Genomic DNA, 20264 nt, shown 5'->3' with positions numbered 1-20264 from the left:
TTAGATGTTAAACTATACTTTTTGTTACTAATTCTCCGGCTAAGATACGGCTATGTTTATCAGTTTCTAAATAATCACTCAATTGCGGTTTTTCAATGAAACCAATCTCCTCCATGCACTGCTCAATTACATCACTCATCTCCAGAAAACCAATTTTATCTTCCAAAAATGCCGCTACCACAATTTCGTTAGCTGCATTTAAAATACATGGCATGTTACCGCCCTTTCTTAACGATTGATAGGCCAAACCTAAATTCCTGAAGGTTTCTATATCTGGCTGCTGAAAGCTAAAGTTTGGATAATCCAGAAAATTAAAACGTTTAAAATTGTTTTTTAGCCTGTCGGGATAATTTATAGCGTACTGAATGGGCAATTTCATATCGGGCAGTCCCATTTGGGCTTTCATCGATCCATCGGTAAATTGCACCAGTGAGTGGATAATAGATTGCGGGTGTACAATTACATCAACCTGATCAGCCTCGAGGTTAAATAACCATTTGGCTTCGATTACTTCAAGGCCCTTGTTCATTAGCGAAGCAGAATCGATCGTAATTTTAGCCCCCATAACCCAGTTGGGGTGTTTAAGTGCCTGTTCTTTTTTTACTGTCGATAAGAAATCTCTTATTTTGCCTAAAAACGGACCTCCAGATGCGGTAAGGTAAATTTTTTCGATTTCATTATGCTCCTCACCTACCAGACATTGAAATATGGCAGAGTGCTCAGAATCTACAGGTAAAATTTTAATCTGATGCTCAGTAGCCAGTTGGGTAATTAATTCGCCCGCTACCACTAAAGTTTCTTTATTGGCAAGTGCAATGTTTTTCCCAGCTTTTATAGCAGCAATGGTAGGTTTCAAGCCGACCGATCCCATTAACGCAGTAAGTACAATATCGCTATCGCCGTAAGCAGCAACTTCGGCCAGAGCTGCTTCACCTGCCAAAACTTTTATATGTGTAGCAGATAAGGCATTTTTAACTTCGTTGTACTTGCTTTCATCGCAAATTACCACAACAGCAGGCTTAAATTCAAGCGCTTGCTGAATAAGTAATGTAGCATTCTTTAGTGCCGATAACACAGTAACTTTAAAAGCTGCAGGATGATCTCTTACAACTTCTAATGCTTGTGTACCTATGCTTCCTGTAGAACCTAGTATGGTTATTCTTTTCAAATCTTTTAATCTCGTAGCGCCTAAATTTAATTAAGCTTTTATCAATTTTTTATAGCTGTTCTTCCAAACGGCATTCAGAAGAACGATCGTCATCTCTACTGAAGCGCAGCAAATGGAGAGATCTGTATAGATCTCTCGACTACGCTTGAAATGACGGATCTATCTATTAAACTATATACTTCTCCAACCCCTCCGCCAGTCTCCTGTCGTTACTCAACCTTGGTACTTTATTCTGCCCACCCAGTTTCCCTTCGCTTTTCATATAACTTACAAAAGCATCTTTCTGCAAAGATCGGATAATTAAAGGTTGCAAAATATTGCCTTCAATCAGGTCAAAGTAATAAATATTTTTCTTTTGCAAAGCCTCATCTACCTTTTTACTAAAAGCAGCCATATCTTTTGGTGCTGTCGAAAACTCTACAAACCACTCATGGTAAGGCAGTTCTCCAGCTTTTGGGTTAACCTGTGGTGCAACCGTAAATTCGGTTATTTCTACCTTTTCTTCGTTGGCAACACTTAACAAGGCGTACTCTACTTCTTCTCCAATTACATGCTCGCCAAAAGCCGAAATAAAATGTTTAATACGACCAGTAACTACAATTTTATAAGGATTTTTAGACACAAACTTAATGGTATCACCAATGCTATAGCCCCATAAACCCGCGTTGGTATTTAAAATCAGTGCATAATTGGTATCCAGTTCAACTTCTGCAAGCGATAAGCGTGTAGGCTGATCGTTATGGTATTCATCAGCCGGGATAAACTCGTAAAAAATCCCTGCATCAGCCAATAATAACAAGCCTTTATCTTTTTGCGAATCCTGGTAGGCAATAAATCCTTCTGAAGCCGGATAAGTTTCAATGGCATCTATTTTTTTGCCGATACTCTGCTCAATTTTAGCCCTGTAAGGTTCGAAATTTACGCCACCATAAATAAAAAGGCTAAAGTTTTTGAAAATCTCTGCAATTTTTTTGCCACCCGTTTTCTCCGAAAGTTTATCGAAATACATCTGTACCCACGGCGGAATACCCGAAATCAAGGTCATGTCTTGGTTGATGGTTTCCTCCACAATAGCATCAACCTTTTGTTCCCAATCTTCAATAATATTGGTTTGGTAGGATGGCAACCTGTTTTTTTGCAAATAAGCCGGCACATGATGCGCCACAATACCCGATAAACGCCCCACATTTATACCATGTTTCACGCTCAACACCGGACTCCCCTGTAAAAAGATCATTTTACCGTTTACAAAGTCAGTCTTTCCTGTTTCGTTAATATAAGTTAAAATGGCATTACGGGCAGCTTTAATGTGCTCTGGCATCGACTCTTTTGAAAGTGGAATGTACTTTACCCCCGAAGTGGTACCCGATGTTTTAGCAAAATAAAGTGGTTTACCTTTCCAAAGCACATCAGTTTCGCCGGCCACAACACGGTCAACATAAGGCTTTAGTCCTTCATAATCCTGAACAGGAACATGCCTTTTAAAATCTGCGTAGCTTTTGATCTCCGCAAAGTGATGGTCCTTACCAAATGCGGTATATTTAGCCTCTTCAACAAGCTTTTTAAGGATGTTATTTTGGGTATTTACGGCATTATACTTCCATTTGTTAATTTGCCAAACTGCAAACGCTGCAAAGGGTTTACTTAATGCTGCTTTTAATCCCATTTTTAATGATTGAATTACGGAATGATTAAATGATTGAAGGGCGAATATTTACCTAAACGATATTATGCAAAATATCCGGGTGTTCATCGCCTTTATATTCGCTAGAAATTTTGCGGTAGGCAACCGTTAAGGCCACACTCGATAGCGGAACAATAATAAACGAACTTAATATATTTACAATAAACGCCACTAAAGGCCATTGCAGATAGTTTAACAACAGATAAATTAAATAGCCACCGCCCAAAACCACGAGTAACAATAAAATTTTAGTAAAATTCCCTTTGGTAGTTGCCAGACTCAGTTTAATAGAATCGAACGGAGTTGCTCCTTTATCGATAATGAAAAACGGGAAGAAAGAAATCCTCAACCAGGTGATAAAAATGGCAATAATACCTACAGAAATAGCCACATTTTTAACAATAGTTACATTAATACCGGTATAAATAAAAGGAAAGGCAACCAGGATAACCACCAGGTAAACGCCAAAAATACAGCCTACAAAATAAAGGGTAGCCACCAAAAATCGAATAATCTGCTGACGAGTTGGTAATGTATCTACAATTTTAACATCGCTTTCTTCATCATCCATTAAATGGAAAATATATTTGAACAGCGAAAGGTTGATGGTAAAGTACAGCAGCACAAAAATGATAACCATGATGATGCTCAGCGCCTTACTTACATCCTTTATAAAAAAGGCCATTAAGCTCGATGCACTGGCAGTAATGAACATCAAAAAGCACAGCGTTGCAATCGAGAAATAATGTTTCTTGGTTATGCTCCAGGCTTTTTGGATTACATCATTAACGGCAAATGTGCTTTCTTTTAAATAGTTTATCATTGTTGTTTAAGTACCACACGTTTAAATAAATCCTGTATAAATCCTAAACCATAAGCAGTTAATTGGATAAAGGAAGATATAATGCTCAAAAATGCAACTTTTAACGATTTATTTACAGACCATGAATGAAAAAATATCAACATAAAGTAAATCAATAACAAGAAGTTACAAACATATGCTAATGGAGGATATATAAAGTTACACAAAATAGTGAAACCAAAACCCAATGTAAATAACGCCGGAAAAAAGTGTACCAGTTTTAATTCATTAGGAAAATGTTTATAGATATTTATCCGGGCCCTGCCGAAAAAATGCAGTTGTTTATAAAACTGGCTAAAACTGGTGCGGCGTTTATGGTAAACTTTGGCATCAGGAATCAACCCAATTTTAAAGCCATTTTCGTGAATACGGATGCTGTATTCAATATCTTCGCCCAAACGGGTTAAAATAAATCCACCAACCTTTTCCCAGGCCTGGCGCGAAACACCCATATTAAAACTGCGTGGGTGAAACTGCCCCACGTGCTTTTTGTTACCGCGAATACCACCAGTAGTAAAAGGCGAGGTCATGGCGTAACTAATGGCTTTCTGCACTGGAGTAAAGCTATCATGGGCTGCATCCGGACCACCATAAGCATCTAAATGGTGCTCGTATAGGTAGTTTTTAACAATCTCGAGGTAATTAGCCGGAACCAAGATATCGGAATCAAAAATAACAAAGTAATCGCCTTTAGCCCTTTCGAAACCAAAATTGCGTGCAAAGCCCTGTCCGGCATTTTCTTTGAAATAATATTTGATATCGAGCTTATCTGCATAAGAATCGACAATGGCCTTTGCGTCGTTTTTCGAACCATCTTCGATTACCAAAACCTCAAACTGTAAATAAGTTTGTTGGGTAAGGGTATTCAACAGTTCGTCTATCTCTTGCGGACGATTGTAAAGTGGGATGATGATGGAGAAAAACATTTTGTGAAGGTTGAAGGTGAAAGGTTTAAAGGTTGAGGGTGTTAGGCGGACAAACCTTCCGCCTTCACGCTTTCTACCTTAATTCCTTTTCTATCAAATACTGGTTTCTTTCTGGTGCGTTACGCGATAAAAGTTCGGCAATGAAGCCTGCCAAAAACATTTGAGAACCTACAACAATGGCAACCAACGATAAATAAAACAAAGGTTGGTCGGTTACATCGCGGTAAGCCAATCCCTGCCAGATTAAATATTTCTTTTCAAACAGGATATACAGGGCCATGACAATACCGATAAAAAAGCTCAATACGCCCAGCGAACCAAAAAAGTGCATGGGGCGTTTGCCAAATTTACCCACAAAAAATATGGACAGTAAATCTAAAAAGCCGTTTATAAACCTGCTGAAACCGAATTTCGTAGTGCCATATTTACGTGCACGGTGCTCTACAACCTGCTCCGAAATTTTATTAAAACCTGCCCATTTCGCAATAACCGGAATGTAACGGTGCATTTCGCCGTATACTTCGATGGTTTTAATTACATCGTTGCGATAAGCTTTTAAACCACAGTTAAAATCGTTTAGCTCGATGCCGCTCATTTTACGGGTAGCAGCATTGAATAGTTTTGTTGGGATGGTTTTCGTAATCGGATCGTAACGTTTCTTTTTCCAGCCAGAAATGAGATCGAGTTTCTCTTCTTTAATGCGGCGGTACAACTCCGGAATTTCGTCGGGGCTATCCTGTAAATCGGCATCCATGGTAATTACCACATCGCCCTGAGTAGCTTCGAAGCCTACATTTAAAGCTGCCGATTTGCCATAGTTACGCCTAAATTTAATACCTTTTATGGCCTGGTTTTGCAATCTTAAATCTTCAATTACCGACCAGGATTTATCGGTACTACCATCATCAACGAGTACAATTTCATAGCTGAAATTATTTTCGATCATCACTTTATCAATCCATGCCGTTAATTCGGGCAGCGATTCGTCTTCATTAAATAAGGGTACTACAACTGATATATCCATTTTTTAAGCGTAAACCTTGCAGGTTTTAAAAATCAGCAAGGTTTGTTTAAATTAAAACGTGCAAATTTCATCAAATTAAATGATAAAACCTGCACGTTCAAAATTTTATAAAAGAAATTAGCCCTCGTTAGGAAACGAATTAAAGATAACCGGCTCTTTTTTCTTTAATATAGCCGATAAAATTAATGACAATACACCATACAAGGCTAACGAAACACCAAAACTGGTAAAGATATTTTTAAAAGTTGGCTCAAGTTTTTCCTGCATATTACCTGCTTTAGCCATAGCTTCATCAATTTGTTCGCTGGCCATTCCAAATTTCTCCATCATAGCTCTCTGTGCAGTTTCAATTGCAGCAGCAGCTTTGGCAGGAAGATCTGGATCGATAATTCTCATCAGCACCACATTATATAGTGTTGCGGTTAATGCCAGAATTAGTGAAACAATTAAAAAAGCTTTAAAAGCTTCTCCAAATGTCCAAAAACCACCAATTTCTTTACGGATGTTAATACCTACTACGACCAATAAAGCAATGAATAAAACAAATATGCCTATCTGAGCTGCAAAACTGGTGTAAATTAATACGGGATCAATAAAATGCAGGGTTAACGATAAAATTACCGAAACCGCAGCCAGCATTAATCCATTTTTTAAAGCTAATTTGGAAATAAGAGCACTCTTGTCCATTTTTTTAAATTTTAGTTAGTTATTGATTGTTGTGATCAATGTATAAGATGCTGCATCGAAAGCTTTGTTACTGCTAAACTGAATTAATTCTTTTTCAGTTTCTTTACTGCCTTCTACATCAAGGAAGAAAACCATAAACGGCACAAACAGTTCCTGCATCTCTTCGCTGATGTTTAACTTACCTGCTGCTTTGCAAATATCTTCCACACTGCTTTCTGCCAACTGCTGATTGCTAATCAGTTCTTCATAAATTTCAAACTCATCCTGAAACTCATCATCTTCAACCAATAAAAATTCTTTCAGGAAATCGCCTAATTCTGGATCTAAGTCTTCGTCTTTACATTCTTTGATATACAGTAAGAGATTTAGCAACTCTGTCCCACGCTCAATGGTTTCTTCTTCGATATTAGCCCACTCATCGCTCTCCAAATAATCATCTTCGAGTTTTTGAACATCGTTGCTAAAGAAATTCACCATCAATAAATCGAAAAATACTTCGCGTAATTCTTCAAATTTCGGATGTGAATCAAAAACAGCATCAAAAGCAGTTACCTTATCCAGGAAATTTACATCCAGCCCGAAAGCTGCCAATAATTCTATTTCAAAACCCGCTACATTGGTTGCCGAAACTTCAGCGTATTTATTAATTGAAGCGCTTAGCGCCTTTTTCACTCTATTGTCCATACTTAGTTCTTTTATGTCATTTTCAGGATTTTTCAGATATAATATTCTATTGCTCTTCCTCTATCCTTATTACATTTAACGCTTTTGGTACTTCAGCTAAATTTTAACTTTCCCAGTATTGATTGTTATTATAAACCAGTTTTACTTTTCCTGTAAGTTCGGTGCCCAATAACGGACTGTTTGCCGACCTTGAATAATTGCTTTCAGAATTGTACAGCCATTTTTCGCCAGTATTAAGCACTGTAAAGTTTGCTTCCGCCCCTTCTTCAATTACCGGAACAGATAAATTTAACAATTTACGTGGATTAATGGCTAACTTCTCTGTAATAAGACCAATATCCAACCCCGCCTTTAGCAATAACGGCACAACTGTTTGCAGGGCTATAATGCCATAGTGCGCAATTTCGAACTCTACATTTTTAAATTCGATTTCTTCGGGGCGGTGCTGCGAAGTAATGGCATCAATTGTTCCGTCTTTTAAGCCAGCAATTAGCGCTTTAACATCAGCTTTGCTGCGTAATGGAGGTTTAACTTTATAATTGCTATCAAAATCGCCCAGTAATTCTTCGGTAAAAACCAGGTGGTGTGCCGTTACATCGCAAGAAACACGAATACCATCTTTTTTTGCTTTGCGAATCAATGCTACCGAACCAGCGGTAGAAATATTGCTGATGTGGATTTTAGTTTCGTTATAACCTGCTAAAAAAAGATCGCGGGCAATGTGCATTTCTTCAGCTAGTGCAGGCAAGCCTTTCATACCCAACAGCACTGAGTTTTTACTTTCGTTGATCTGTGATTTTCCGGCAATAGATTTGTTTTCGGGATATACCATCAACAAAGCATCGAACCCCTTGGCATATTGCAGGGCACGGCTCATGAAACCATCATCCTGTAAAGCTTTATCTCCATCTGAGAAAGCCACAGCCCCTGCCTGTTGCATATCAAACAGCTCAGCCAGTTCTTTGGCTTCGCGGTTCTGACTAATGGCACCTACAGGCAATACATCTACCAGGTTGTTTTTAGCTTTATTTACAATGTATTCTACCTGCGATTTCGACTGTACTACCGGACTGGTTTGCGGTAATAACGCCAATCCCGTAAAACCACCTGCCTGTGCAGCAGCGATAAGCGTTTGTATATCTTCTTTGGTTTCGAAACCCGGATCACCTGCAGCGCAGTTTAAGTCGAAAAAGCCAGGGCTTAAAAAAGCTCCATGTGCTTCGAAAACCGTTTCGGTTTTTTCAGTCGTTAATTTACCTATGTTCTTAATTTTGCCATCTTCTACCCTGATATCGCATTGCTGGTTATTAAATTTACTCTGCGGATCGGCAATGGTTACATTTTTAACTAGGAGATTCATATTGTTTTTTTTGTGTTATTAAAAAATCGGATGAGCAGGATTTCAGCTGCAATAAAAACCAGCGACAAAATTAGACAAAGTTTCCATAAAGTCTGTCCGATTTTATTGGCCCCGGCAATTAATTTAATCGCATCTTTATCGGTATCGAATACTTTTACATTGTTTTTTCCTGTGAGTTCATTAAGCGCAGCTTTATCCAGGTAATGCATATCAGATTCTGACCGACCATTGTTGAAACTATAAACGGCTAAAACCGAATCAGCCAGTTTAAGGTTATAAAAACCTGCACGTTTTATCTGATCGGCAACGTAAATCCATGTTTTGCCATTGGCCTGCCTCAGTTCGGGCGTTACCTCAAAATTATTTGTGGTAATGCTCAGGGTCTGGTTTTTGCCCAAAGTTATTTTTTTGCTGGCCAATGCATTATCGTTACCCAAATTGTAATATAAAGGCACCTCATTGCCACCGCTTAAAGCCAGGCGGTACATCAGTGGCACAAAAACCGGGTGACGCGCCAGGTCTCCGTCGGTTGGATTTAAGCCACTGGCCGATAAATACACCGAACCACTACTAACGCCATATTTAGCAAAAAACATTTTGCCGCCGGGAAGCAATAAAATATTTTCCTTATTGGCCGAGGCAGTTTCAGCAAAAGAAAAATAGCGGTTCACTGTAGGAAGGTCCAGGTTTTTGGGTATTTCTTCGAAAACTGTTTTAAAAACAGGATGTTGTAATTCGATTTTATCGATTTTCGTTTCGCCGGTATTTAAAGTCTGAATAGCCGGCAGTGATAAAGCATTTAGGAAAGTATTATAAGTGTTAATATCGACATCCAGATCGGGAAAGAGTACGATGGTTCCACCAGCGTTTAAATAATTTTTCAGCTGCTGAGCCAAGCCACTCGATGGATTTTTTAAACCGTTTAAGACAATAAGTCCGTAATTGGTAAAACCGCTATAATTCACATTGTTTTCCGAATTTTCGCTCAGTTTGTAATAGGTATCGGCCGCGAAAAGCGCTTTGATATAATTTCCGGCAGTAGGGCCGTTAATGCTCAATACCGGAAAACTTTCTTCTACTTTAAAGCTAAACGAAAGGGTATCATCGAAAGTTACCGGAAAATCTTTAATGCTGATTACGCCTTTTTGCCAACCAGCTTTTAAACCCGAAAAATTTAAGGTATCGCGGATAATCTTTTCAGCCGGAATGGTTACCGAACCAAGTCCTTTCTGCTGATTGTTGATGCTTAGCTTTAAAGGAATGTTTTTTGCTTCTTCTGCTGAATAGTTTTTTAACTGCACTATCAAACGTTCATTAGCTCCGGGCTGGTGGTTGGGAGAAAGTACCCAAACGCTATCAACCGCTATATTGGGCAGCGGAGTGGCATTTAATTTTAAAAACGAATATTGAATATCGGGTTTAGTTTCAGCTTTTTTACCAACCGAAATATTTTGCTGAAAATCGGAAATCAGAAAGCTATACTTATTTTCAGGTCCGGTTAATATATTGCCCTGCCTGTTTAAAATTTGCTGCAGGTTGCGGTTAACCGCCGAAATTTTCACTTCATCCAGCGCTTTTAAAAATTCTTCGGCATTAAGTAAACGTTGGTGCTTACCTTCAAAATCGTTGGTGAGCAACTGAAAACGATCGTTAATACCAAAACCTTTAATCAGTTCTTTCGCCCTGCGTTTGGCTTCATCCAACAGGTTACCATCTTTGTTAATGGCCTCCATGCTGTACGAGTTATCGATATAAATGCTGGCAATATTTCCAACCGCCGTGGTTTTGGTTTTATCAGCCGGAATGTAGGGCTGTGCAAAAGCAAGTACTAAAAAAATTAAAGCTAAAATCCGCGAGAAAAGGATTAACAGGTTTTTAAGTTTCTCTTTTGAAGAATTTTGCTGTTCTACTTCCTTTAAAAGCTGAACATTAGAGAAATAAACTTTTTTAAACTTACGGAAATTGAATAAATGAATAATAACCGGAATAGCAACCGATATTAGTGCGAAAAGAAAGCCCGGATACAGGAAATTCATTAAAAACCAAAGATAGAAAAAATATGGAAAGTGGCGAATCGGGATTGTAATAAACTTAAAGGATTAGCTCCGTCGTCTACTCTTATGCAATCAGGACCTGATCAATTGCTTCACCCGTCAATTTTTGCCGGATGAAACAATTGATTGAGATGCCGGCCAGGCAACCAGGCAGTTTAGCAAAACAAAAGAAACTATATCTGACTTTCTCTTATGCGGTCCCTGATTTCGGCCAGCGATTGATCGATCAACAATTTTCCATCCCTGAATACTTCTTTTAGTTCGCCTTTCCTTTCTTCCTCCCAGGTGCATTGATCTTTTAGCTGATATTCGTCGTTTGCATCTTTAAAAATCTGTAACAAACCTTTGGCCGATTTTTTGGTGCCATCATCGGTAACAGGGTCTTTAAAAATCTCGCGACCTTCGCCTTTTACTTCTCCATAAGTTGCTTTCATGGCAAAACCAAAGGTATCACGGGTGTTGTACTGATAAGTAAAGGAACCAATACCCAATACCACATTGGTAGAAGAAAAACCTTTTGCTTTTAACCTTTGGCAAATCTGGCTGGCTCTTTCTAAATTAATGCTATCGCCATAGATGGCACCAATCTGTGGAACAAGTTCTTTAAAACCTTTTGCATTTACTGTTCCTCCAAAAACGTCCCAAAGCAGCTCAATTACGCCTTTCCGCTCGTTTTCATCCTTACCGTTTGCGTTACCGCAGATAATGTCAACAGGATCACCAGAATCGGGGCGAATTACCACTTTTCCTTCCCGATTAACTATTTCATTTTTTAGCTGAGGAAGGTATTCAGTTAAAACCTTCCATAAATCCCAGGTATCGGAAACAATAGAAACAATCCCATTGGGATAAACTTCCTGGATCAACCTTTTGAAGGTTTCGAGTTCGCCGGTATTTGTTCCCATGCACATTACCGAATGTTCTGTTGCGGCAACTGAACCGCCGATCAGTTCCTCATCCGAATTGGCATTGTAATATTCTTCCAGAAAATCAATTGCCGGGATAGTGTCAGTTCCGGTAAAACTCAATAAATGGCCAGCTGCCGAAGTAACCGCAGCTTCTATGCCACCCATACCGCGCATAGAGAAATCGTGTCCCTGCCAGTTTACAAATTCGGGCACTGACGAAGTTTCTGCAGCAGCCCTTTCCAAAATGCCGCGGTATTGAAGCGCCAACGTTGCAGAATTACAAGGCAACCAAATCACTGCCGACAGCAATGTTTCGAAATAATTAGTCAGCCAAAAAAACTCAGGTAACGTATTGTACATGGTAAACATCGGAATACGCAAGGGCACTTTCGATCCTTCTGGTAAAGATTTAAATACCATCGGAATGTAACCCAGATCGTGTAAGGCACCAATATGGGCAGTACCTACCTGGTTTTCGCCCAGGTAATTGTTAATGCGGCGGGCATATTTTTTTAAAACTTCCTCTTTAGGCTGACTGAAAAAGTTTTTATCAAACTCTTCGATAATATATTTTTTGATAAAGTATTGTAAGCCAAATAAAACCACATGATTGATTTCTTCGTATCGGGTTTTTCTTGGTGTCCAGTTAGAGTAGACTAATGTGGTGTGTTCAGGATATTGTCGTCTGTGGTCAACTTTGTAACCATCTGTTAATAATAATGGGTTCATGGTTCTATCTTTTAAAAATCGTAAACTGTTGTATTAATATCTTTCTTCGAAATTGTTTCTTTAATAATTGGCTCAATTATTCCCCATTCTCCTCCTGCTAAACCACATCCTATTCTTGGCATGTGGACCGAGGCATTAAGGTCACCTGCAAAATCTGCAACCTTTCTTAAGCCTTCTTCTACGGCATCATATCTTATGGGAGCATTGCCATTCTCATCTTTAATTATTTTATGCTGACCAATTAAATTGGCTATCCATAAATCTTGTTCCACCTGTACAAACTGAACTTCACCAAGATTGAAATTATCTTTCGATAGATACCAGGCTCTGTAACTATTTTCTGGAGCCTTCCATCTTTTTGAAATCGCTAATACGAATCCCTTTCCCCACCCGCCAATGTTGTTACATATATGAACGATTATCTTATTTCCGTTATCTGAGGGATTTGTTGCGTCACCTTTCTTATATTCAATATTTTTCATCTTTAATTTCTTCCTTTTTCGTTTGGATACAGGCTTTGTAAAGTATCACTCTGCCAAAATTGTTTCGTTTCGATATCCAAACAGGTTAATTTTCCTGTAAATGCCGCTCCTGTATCCATGTTCCAAACATTACAACCGTTCATTGGAACTTCTACATTATAATAGAGCGTTGGGGTATGGCCTATATAAATTTCGTTAAAAAGTAAAAGCCGCTTAGGATATAACGCAGAGTCTTTTTCAATCCGATTATCCATCGTGAGCGCCACTTCCCACAAGGTCCTGTCCCACGAATAATTGGAAACATAACGCTCTTTAGCCGGCCCATGCATAGACGAAAACCCGGCATGGATGAATAGGTTATTTTGCTCGTCTACGTGATAATCTTCCGTCTGCTCAAAAAAAGTCAGGTGTTTTTTCTGCTCATCAATATCAATACCGGCATAACTTTCTATAGTTTCTTTACCACCATGCTGATACCAGATTTCATCTACAACAGCACTCCTTAACCAATCTTCACACCACACATCATGATTTCCTCTGATAAAAACACACTCATGACCATCTTTCAGTTGCAAAAGATAATGGATTACCTGTGCTGATTCGCTCCAGCCATCTACATAATCGCCTAAAAAAATGAGTCTGTCCTGTTTAGTTACCGAAGCCCTTTCCAACAACTGGATCAGGGCTTTTAAACCTCCGTGGATATCGCCTATTACCAGTGTTCTTTTCATATTTTAAAATGTTATGTATTCAGCAGGTACAAAATCTGTCAGCCACACGTTGTTCTCTGATAAATAAAATTTGTATCCTGCCCGGTACATTGCCCCACTATCAATGGTTAGTACAACAGGTTTTCCTCTCCTACCACCTACTTTGGTTGCAGTTTCCTTATCAGCGCTTAAATGTACATGCTGCCTGCTCATTTTCTGGAGGCCCAACGCTTTAATGTCTGACAGGAATTCTTCAACCGTACCATGATACAGGTATTCCAAGGGTTCGGTTTCATTTAAATTTAACTCAACCGGAATTGAATGCCCTTGATTTGCCCTGATTTTCGTTTTATCTGCGTTAAACGCAAATCTTTGTTTATCGTTATTTTCTACAATGTATTCTAGTTGTTCAATATCTATTCTTCTATCATAAAGGTCGAATTTAGCAATAAGCTCATTCACATCTGCCCAGCCATTTTCATCGAGCTTTAAGCCTATTGTTTCAGGCGAATGCCTCAAAATATAACTTAGTAGTTTGCTTATGCCTTTTGTTATTTTATTGTCCATAATACTACCCTTTAATTTTCTCTTCATAAAGCAGGTAATTCTCATCGTCGAAACACACGAAAATTACTTTTTCTATCTTTTCCTTTTCAGCGAAATTATTTACCGATGCAATGGCAATATCTACTGCTTTATCTTTTGGGAAATGATAAATCCCTGTGCTAATGTTTGGGAAAGCAATAACTTTAATGCCATTTTCTACTGCAAGGGTTAAACTATTTTGATAGCAATTGGCGAGCAAAATATTCTTTTTTTCACTTTCTCCGTTCCAAACCGGCCCAACGGTATGGATCACATATTTTGCTGGTAAATTGCCTGCCGTTGTGATCACAGCCTCTCCGGTTTTACATCCACCCTTGTTATTTCTGATGACCATACAAGCTTCTAAGATTGCTTTGCCGCCTTTTCTGTGGATTGCACCATCCACTCCGCCTCCACCTAGCAGCGAACTATTTGCGGCATTAACAATTGCGTCGGCTTTAATTGTTGTTATATCGGCTTTGATGACTTCTAAAATCATTTTTTGAATTTTTACTGGTAAACTTTTTTTCAGGAGATCTTATCCCTTACTTCCATCAAGGCAAAACCCAATAAATTTAAACCTTTCCAGTTTTTGGGGATTAAAGCATTGGCATTATCCTCCGCTAATCCAATTCCCCAAATTGTATCAACCGGGCTGGCTTCAACCAGAATTTCACTTTTGATCTGTAAGAGGAACAATTTCAGTGCCTCATTTTGAGAAAACTTAAGCAGGTTGCCCTGTTTTACGATATCAAATTTATGCGCATCCCAGACTTCTGCATTAAAATTTTGGATCTGCCTGCCCAGATCTTTTACATCTTTCGGGGACTCTTTTGTTAATATTTTTTCAAAAACCTGTTGATCGTTAAACAACAAAGCTTTTTTTGCCATCATATAATGCTCTGCTGTTTGATAAGTGATATGATTTTCAATAAATGGAGATGCCCACCATTGGCTCATACAAGTTTTAATAACCGATCCATCTTTGCTTCTTTGGTGTCCCCAGAACATTAAAAAGTCAGGATTGCTTCCACTCATAATATCGAGTAACCAATTTATATCGTATTTCATATCAATTTGTTTTAAATTTAATAAATCACCCTACGTACACTTTGCAAGCTTTTTAAGCTTAGCAATTACAGCAGCACTAAGTTCATCGTGCGTATTATACTGATCAATACCTTTTCTTTTACAAACGATATCAACATTGCCTTTTCTCCAAAACCCATCTTCACAACAAACCATTAACTTACCGGAATCGGCAAATAAACCTAGCTCCATCATCGAAATAGGTGATTTGGAATTGCCTTCCAGAAATAACAAAATCACATCTGCATTTTCCATCGCATCCAGTTCCCAGTTAACCTGTTCGCTAAATTGGGCATTTTCAATCGACTGCGTCCAGCTGTGATCCCAAGATGCCCTGCGCGGATTGAAAACGATTACATGATCCAATGTTTCCTCCGCACTTGCATGATCAATAAATTTCTGCTGCCAATTATCAGCATTACCCATATCAATGGTACCGGCAAGGAATACCGAAACATCGGATGCAGAAATAACCTGAGGAGGATTAACTGTTTTCATATTTCTTTTATAAAATATCTGTTAATTTTAGTTGTGTTACAACAACATGGTCAATTTCTTTGATCGAATCGGTGGTAAAAACCTGATCAAAATATTTACCTAATTCATTAAAACCCTTACTAAAAATCCCGTGACTAATGGCCAGATACAAATGCCCTGCATTTTTATTTTTGAGTTCTTCAGCGAGACCTATAAAGGTTCCCCCACCATCACATATATCATCCACGATTAAACAATCTGCCCCTTTTAAATCGTCAGCATAAACTTTAAAACCCGATAATTTGCCGGTTTTAACATCCCTGCTCTTCGAGCACTCTACTACCTCTGCACCGCCGAGAAATTCAGAAACTTTATAAATTTTCTTCAAGGCACCGCCATCAGGAGAAATCAGTTTTACCTCTCCGCCAATTTGCGCAACAACTTTCTGAATAAAAACGTGGTTTGGAGTTACTGTGCAGTTATTTAACAAAGCAGGGGTAACTTCCGAATGCGGATCGAAAACAGTTACGTTATCAAGACCAAGTGCATTAATGATATCGGCATAAACTTTAACCGTTAAAGGTTCGCCCGGTATCATTACCCGGTCTTGTCTTGCAGCCGGAAAATAAGGAACAAACAACTTAATCGCCTTAACCCCCATCCGCTTCAATGCATCAACAGTAGTACAGATTAAACCCAGATCGTTGAAAGAATTGATGCGGTGTGTAATCTGCACAACCGATGCGGGATCGAAACTACCACTTATTTTAATGTGCGGTTCGCCACCGGCAAATACGAAAGACTGAAACTGAACAGCATTTTCTATGCCTAGCGGGCTGAAATTTTCATCTAAGTTGATCATATATTTGCGTATTAATTACACAAATATAAAAACACTTTTCAATAGTCAAAATATTATTTGCGTTATTTTTACGCAAACTTAATTTCAAACTGAAAATCTTCTTGTAACAACTGGTCGTATTTGGCTTTATCAAACTTAAATAACTTGCCTGGCCGGCCACTGGAGCTCGTTTTAACAACTTTATCAGTTTCTTTTATGATACCAAAACTTAGAATTTTTTTTCTGAAATTTCTTCTGTCAATATCGCGTTCAAGAATGGAACAATACAAATTTTCAAGATCGGAGAAAAGGAATTCGTCATCTAACAAATCGAAACCGATCGGCTGATAAGTTAGTTTAGCTTTTAATCTTTGGTGTGCCAGCCTTACCATTTCATTATGATCGTAGCCCAGCACCGGAATCACATTAACCGGAAACCACCGCGCATCTTTTGCGTCGGTATCGGCTTTAAGCATAAAATTTTGTGGATTAACCAGGGCAAAATAAGCGACAGATATTACACGTCCGCGGGAATCGCGATTTACCTCATCGCCAAATGTGCTTAGTTGCTCTAAATAATTTACACCGATACCTGCCTCTTCCTGCAATTCCCGTTTAACTGCATCAATTAGTGATTCATCATCTTTGATAAAACCGCCGGGCAAAACCCACCTATCTTTAAACACCCCGTATTTTTGTTGAACGGCCAAAACGTAAAGCACGTTTTTCTCGTAGCCAAAAACAATAGCGTCGACAGCGATTTTAATATTCTGATTGATCATAAAGATTTGTGTAAAAGAAACACAAATCTAAAAAAGATATCTGTTAAGCAGAAACGATGGATTATTTAATACGCAAAACCCGGAAACTCGATATTTACAATCTTCCAGCTTCCATTTTGAAGTGCAAAATACAACTTAAAAGGACCACTGATAATTTTCGATTCGTTTTTTAATACCGCTCTGAAACCGGCAACGCCCTCTACAAATCCAATCCCTTTTTCTTCACCCATCAACTCGAAATTTACATCGATGATATCATATCGTCCACCAACGTATTCATCTGACTGGCCAAAAATCCCTTTCAACCGGGCAACAATAACCTCTTTACCGATTACTTTACTTCCTGGAAGGATAAAAAAATCGCTCAGCTCTGCAGTGATCGTTTTAGATTGCTTAAACCACGAGTTGATAAAACGGATGGCACTGTTTACCAAATCGGCCTGGTGGTTAAAGGTTGGATTTTCTAGCATTTTGCAAAATAAAGCTTTCTTATCGATACTTTTTCATGGCAGCCCAAAGTTTTTCATCCATGCCGTAAACGTCTGGCCGGTATTCTATTTTATCGTTCTGTGCCCAGGCCGTAATGTAGGTAATAATTAAAGGTACAGATTTTTTAGGCGCAAACCAGGCCGGTTTCAGCTGAAAGGCCTTAAGTGTATCTGCTTTTTGAGCCATGCGTTTTTTATACCATTTCACATGTGTACTATCAATTGGAGGCAAATCTACTTCTGCTCTTAGCTTATCGTAAGTGTATGAATCCTGAACCAACAATTCTGCAAACTCCAAAGGTTTTTCGATACGCACACAACCATGGCTAATGGCTCGGTTACTTAGGTTAAAACCATTTTTATTATTGGTATCATGCAGGTAAATGCTCGAGCTGTTATCGAAAATGAATTTGAACTTGCCAAGGGCATTACCACCTCCCGATCCCTGCTTAAATTTAAATGGCAATTTATCTCTCGAATAGCGGTTCCAGTTAATGGTATCGGGCTCCCCTATCAGCTTATCTTTATAGTAAACTCTAATGTTGCTGTTCGATAAATAAAAAGGATCTTTCCGGGCCATCCAATAGATTTCGCTTTGGGCAATACTTACCGGAATATTCCAAATCGGATTAGCCTGTATCGAATTAATTTTACTAAACAATAATGGCGTTTCGTGGTTCTTCGGTTTATCGTCTAAATTGCCTGATATTGCAAAGGCTTTTAGCTTGTCTTCGTAACCATTTTCGCGTTTCCCGCCAACACAAACTTTCATAGAAATTACGGTATCCAGATTATCCAACCAGGTCAACCTAAAGTCAGGAATATTTACCTGCACATAGTTATCTCCTGTGGCCGGAATTTGCCATCTGAAGCGCTCCATATTTAGCAATAAAATTCGCTTTTCTGCATCAGAATTTGCATTAAGATATGCAGATTGCAAAGCCTTATATTGTGATGATTTTGGTTGTGCAGATTTCAGATTATCAACCAAATTTTTTCCGTCTAAAAGTTGCAACATTCCTGCACTATCCGGGCGCCCAACTTTGATGTAATAACGAGAGAAAATATTACGCGGATTTACCACTCCAAACTTCAAATAATTGGTATAATTTAAGTAGGCATTGGCCGATAAAAGTTCGAGCTTTGCAATTACCGGATAGCTCTCTTCTACTTTCTTAAATTTATTAGCTGTTAACACCTCCAATAAGTCTGTTATCTCATCGCCTTTAAATATTTTGGGATTGAAACCATGCGCCTCACTTTCATTTAAATAAGCTAAAAGCGAATCGAGCTCACCATTAATGTAAAAACGGGTTACCAGCTTAGGTTCGTTATAGTTATTGTTATAAAATGCTTTAATGGTTTTTGGATTAACGAATTTGCCCGAAAGACTATCCATTGTTTTAACAAAAATGCTGTCGTAAGCTACAGTGTCAAAATCTTTGTACATTTTGTTCTTAAAATGTTCAGATAGTACTTTCCCAATCTCGGGTGGGCTTTTAAACCATCCACAAGCAGAAATGAACAGTACAAAGGGTAAAATCAGAAAGCGAAACTTTTTCAATTTGTTAAAAATTTAATACAAAATAAGGGTTATTGGCAATAAAAACAGCATAATGGCAAATTAAGTGCCATTATTTTTTGTTTTACCATTTCAAACACTATATTTGCCATCGCTAATCAGCTAAAGCATTGATATTGGCAGAAATAAATTTATGAACTTAACTTTGAACCATCACTTACATCTACACCATCGCCGATAGGCGATGATATATGTTTGTTTTGTACTTCAAAACGTTTTTTCCGTAAAATAATTTCTTGTTCACTCTATATTCAATACTTTGAAAACACTTAAAATTGCTATCCAGAAATCGGGTAGGTTAAACGAAAAATCTGTAGAAATCCTTAAAAACTGTGGTTTAGCATTCGAAAACTACAAAAGTTCACTCATTTCAACAGTTACCAATTTCCCTTTAGAAATTCTTTTCCTCCGCGATGACGATATTCCAGAATACGTACAGGATGGTATTGCCGATCTGGGCATTGTTGGCGAAAACGTAATCGTAGAAACCAAAGCCGAGGTTGACTATCTTCAGAAACTGGGTTTTGGAAAATGCACCTTAAAAATTGCTGTTCAGGCCACCAGCACCATTCAAAATTTAGAAGAGTTAAATGGTAAAGCTGTAGCAACTTCTTACCCGGTAATTCTCGAAAAATTCTTAACAGAAAAAGGCATTAAATCTGATATCAGAACCATCTCCGGCTCTGTAGAAATTGGTCCGGGTTTAGGTCTAAGTGATGCGATTTTTGATATCGTTTCTACCGGCGGAACATTAAAGAGCAACGGACTAAAACCATTCGCAGATGTAATGCAATCGGAAGCGGTTTTAATCGGAAACAAATCGATAGCCGACAATCCTGAAGTGGCAGAATTACTGCAAAGGATCCGCTCGGTACTCAGTGCAAAATCGAACAAATATGTAGTACTGAATGTATCAAAAGATAACCTTCAAAAAGTAGTCGATTTACTTCCAGGTGTTAAAAGCCCAACGGTAGTTCCGCTCTTCGAACCGAACTGGGTAGCCGTACATTCGGTAATTGCTGAAGCCGATTTCTGGGATAAAATAAACAACTTAAAAGCAGCCGGCGCAGAAGGTATTTTAGTAATGCCAATTGAGAAAATAATCAAATAAAATCGTTTAAATTCATATTAACTATTAGTTA

21 protein-coding genes are annotated in these 20264 nt (G+C 38.4%); 1 reads left to right on the top strand and 20 read right to left on the bottom strand.

Features of this window, described 5'->3' with window-relative positions; genetic code table 11:
- Positions 1 to 7: 7 nt before the first annotated feature.
- The 20 genes from G7074_RS18405 to G7074_RS18310 all read right to left on the bottom strand — a co-directional run bounded on the left by G7074_RS18405 (position 8) and on the right by G7074_RS18310 (position 19104).
- Positions 8 to 1168 (bottom strand): 1-deoxy-D-xylulose-5-phosphate reductoisomerase, encoded by a 1161-nt coding sequence (locus tag G7074_RS18405; RefSeq protein WP_124562311.1) that lies wholly within the window; start codon positions 1166 to 1168, stop codon positions 8 to 10.
- Positions 1169 to 1334: 166 nt separating this feature from the next.
- On the bottom strand, positions 1335 to 2834 hold the full coding sequence (locus G7074_RS18400; RefSeq protein ID WP_124562310.1) for a GH3 auxin-responsive promoter family protein: 1500 nt from the start codon (positions 2832 to 2834) through the stop codon (positions 1335 to 1337).
- A gap of 52 nt (positions 2835 to 2886) precedes the next feature.
- The gene (locus G7074_RS18395) at positions 2887 to 3675 is read right to left on the bottom strand and encodes a hypothetical protein (protein WP_124562309.1); all 789 of its coding nucleotides are present in this window, start codon (positions 3673 to 3675) and stop codon (positions 2887 to 2889) included.
- Positions 3672 to 4640 (bottom strand): glycosyltransferase family 2 protein, encoded by a 969-nt coding sequence (locus G7074_RS18390; protein WP_124562308.1) that lies wholly within the window; start codon positions 4638 to 4640, stop codon positions 3672 to 3674. Before G7074_RS18390 ends, G7074_RS18395 begins: the two co-directional genes overlap by 4 nt.
- 73 nt (positions 4641 to 4713) lie before the next feature.
- On the bottom strand, positions 4714 to 5664 hold the full coding sequence (locus tag G7074_RS18385) for a glycosyltransferase family 2 protein (RefSeq protein ID WP_124562307.1): 951 nt from the start codon (positions 5662 to 5664) through the stop codon (positions 4714 to 4716).
- Between the two features lie 117 nt (positions 5665 to 5781).
- Positions 5782 to 6351: a DUF4199 domain-containing protein gene (locus G7074_RS18380; protein ID WP_166210437.1), complete on the bottom strand. Its 570-nt coding sequence runs from the start codon at positions 6349 to 6351 to the stop codon at positions 5782 to 5784.
- 15 nt (positions 6352 to 6366) lie between these two features.
- Complete coding sequence (locus G7074_RS18375) at positions 6367 to 7035, bottom strand: hypothetical protein (RefSeq protein WP_124562305.1); 669 nt, start codon at positions 7033 to 7035, stop codon at positions 6367 to 6369.
- A 103-nt stretch (positions 7036 to 7138) separates the two neighbouring features.
- On the bottom strand, positions 7139 to 8395 hold the full coding sequence (locus tag G7074_RS18370) for a dihydroorotase (RefSeq protein ID WP_124562304.1): 1257 nt from the start codon (positions 8393 to 8395) through the stop codon (positions 7139 to 7141).
- A complete protein-coding gene (locus G7074_RS18365; protein WP_166210434.1) occupies positions 8392 to 10431 on the bottom strand; it encodes a BatA domain-containing protein in 2040 nt (679 codons plus the stop codon). The genes G7074_RS18370 and G7074_RS18365 overlap by 4 nt, the downstream gene beginning before the upstream one ends.
- Before the next feature lie 191 nt (positions 10432 to 10622).
- On the bottom strand, positions 10623 to 12086 hold the full coding sequence (locus G7074_RS18360) for a nicotinate phosphoribosyltransferase (RefSeq protein ID WP_166210431.1): 1464 nt from the start codon (positions 12084 to 12086) through the stop codon (positions 10623 to 10625).
- 11 nt (positions 12087 to 12097) lie between these two features.
- On the bottom strand, positions 12098 to 12568 hold the full coding sequence (locus G7074_RS18355) for a macro domain-containing protein (RefSeq protein WP_124562301.1): 471 nt from the start codon (positions 12566 to 12568) through the stop codon (positions 12098 to 12100).
- Between the two features lie 2 nt (positions 12569 to 12570).
- A complete protein-coding gene (locus tag G7074_RS18350) occupies positions 12571 to 13299 on the bottom strand; it encodes a metallophosphoesterase family protein (RefSeq protein ID WP_166210428.1) in 729 nt (242 codons plus the stop codon).
- A 3-nt stretch (positions 13300 to 13302) separates the two neighbouring features.
- Entirely contained in the window at positions 13303 to 13872 is a 570-nt protein-coding gene (locus G7074_RS18345; RefSeq protein ID WP_233603977.1) for an RNA 2'-phosphotransferase, read from the bottom strand.
- Positions 13850 to 14362 (bottom strand): O-acetyl-ADP-ribose deacetylase, encoded by a 513-nt coding sequence (locus G7074_RS18340; RefSeq protein WP_124562299.1) that lies wholly within the window; start codon positions 14360 to 14362, stop codon positions 13850 to 13852. Before G7074_RS18340 ends, G7074_RS18345 begins: the two co-directional genes overlap by 23 nt.
- A gap of 29 nt (positions 14363 to 14391) precedes the next feature.
- Positions 14392 to 14934 carry an NADAR family protein gene (locus tag G7074_RS18335; RefSeq protein ID WP_124562298.1) on the bottom strand — a complete coding sequence of 181 codons (543 nt, stop codon included), beginning with the start codon at positions 14932 to 14934 and terminating at the stop codon, positions 14392 to 14394.
- 30 nt (positions 14935 to 14964) lie between these two features.
- Positions 14965 to 15450: a nucleoside 2-deoxyribosyltransferase domain-containing protein gene (locus G7074_RS18330; RefSeq protein WP_124562297.1), complete on the bottom strand. Its 486-nt coding sequence runs from the start codon at positions 15448 to 15450 to the stop codon at positions 14965 to 14967.
- A gap of 7 nt (positions 15451 to 15457) precedes the next feature.
- Positions 15458 to 16291: a ribose-phosphate diphosphokinase gene (prs, locus tag G7074_RS18325; RefSeq protein ID WP_124562296.1), complete on the bottom strand. Its 834-nt coding sequence runs from the start codon at positions 16289 to 16291 to the stop codon at positions 15458 to 15460.
- A 68-nt stretch (positions 16292 to 16359) separates the two neighbouring features.
- Positions 16360 to 17052: an NUDIX domain-containing protein gene (locus G7074_RS18320; protein ID WP_124562295.1), complete on the bottom strand. Its 693-nt coding sequence runs from the start codon at positions 17050 to 17052 to the stop codon at positions 16360 to 16362.
- Between the two features lie 65 nt (positions 17053 to 17117).
- A complete protein-coding gene (locus tag G7074_RS18315) occupies positions 17118 to 17522 on the bottom strand; it encodes a hypothetical protein (RefSeq protein ID WP_124562294.1) in 405 nt (134 codons plus the stop codon).
- Positions 17523 to 17541: 19 nt separating this feature from the next.
- Positions 17542 to 19104, bottom strand: a complete 1563-nt coding sequence (locus G7074_RS18310) for a L,D-transpeptidase family protein (RefSeq protein ID WP_124562293.1) — start codon at positions 19102 to 19104, stop codon at positions 17542 to 17544.
- 277 nt (positions 19105 to 19381) lie between these two features.
- On the opposite strand from G7074_RS18310, the gene hisG reads away from it, so the two are divergent.
- Positions 19382 to 20233, top strand: a complete 852-nt coding sequence (hisG, locus tag G7074_RS18305) for an ATP phosphoribosyltransferase (RefSeq protein WP_039476772.1) — start codon at positions 19382 to 19384, stop codon at positions 20231 to 20233.
- The last annotated feature ends 31 nt before the right edge of the window (positions 20234 to 20264 follow it).

The sequence above is a fragment of the Pedobacter sp. HDW13 genome, from assembly GCF_011303555.1.
Lineage (GTDB): Bacteria > Bacteroidota > Bacteroidia > Sphingobacteriales > Sphingobacteriaceae > Pedobacter.
The sequence above is the reverse complement of the archived record's forward strand: the minus strand, read 5'-3'. Positions and strand labels throughout refer to the sequence as shown.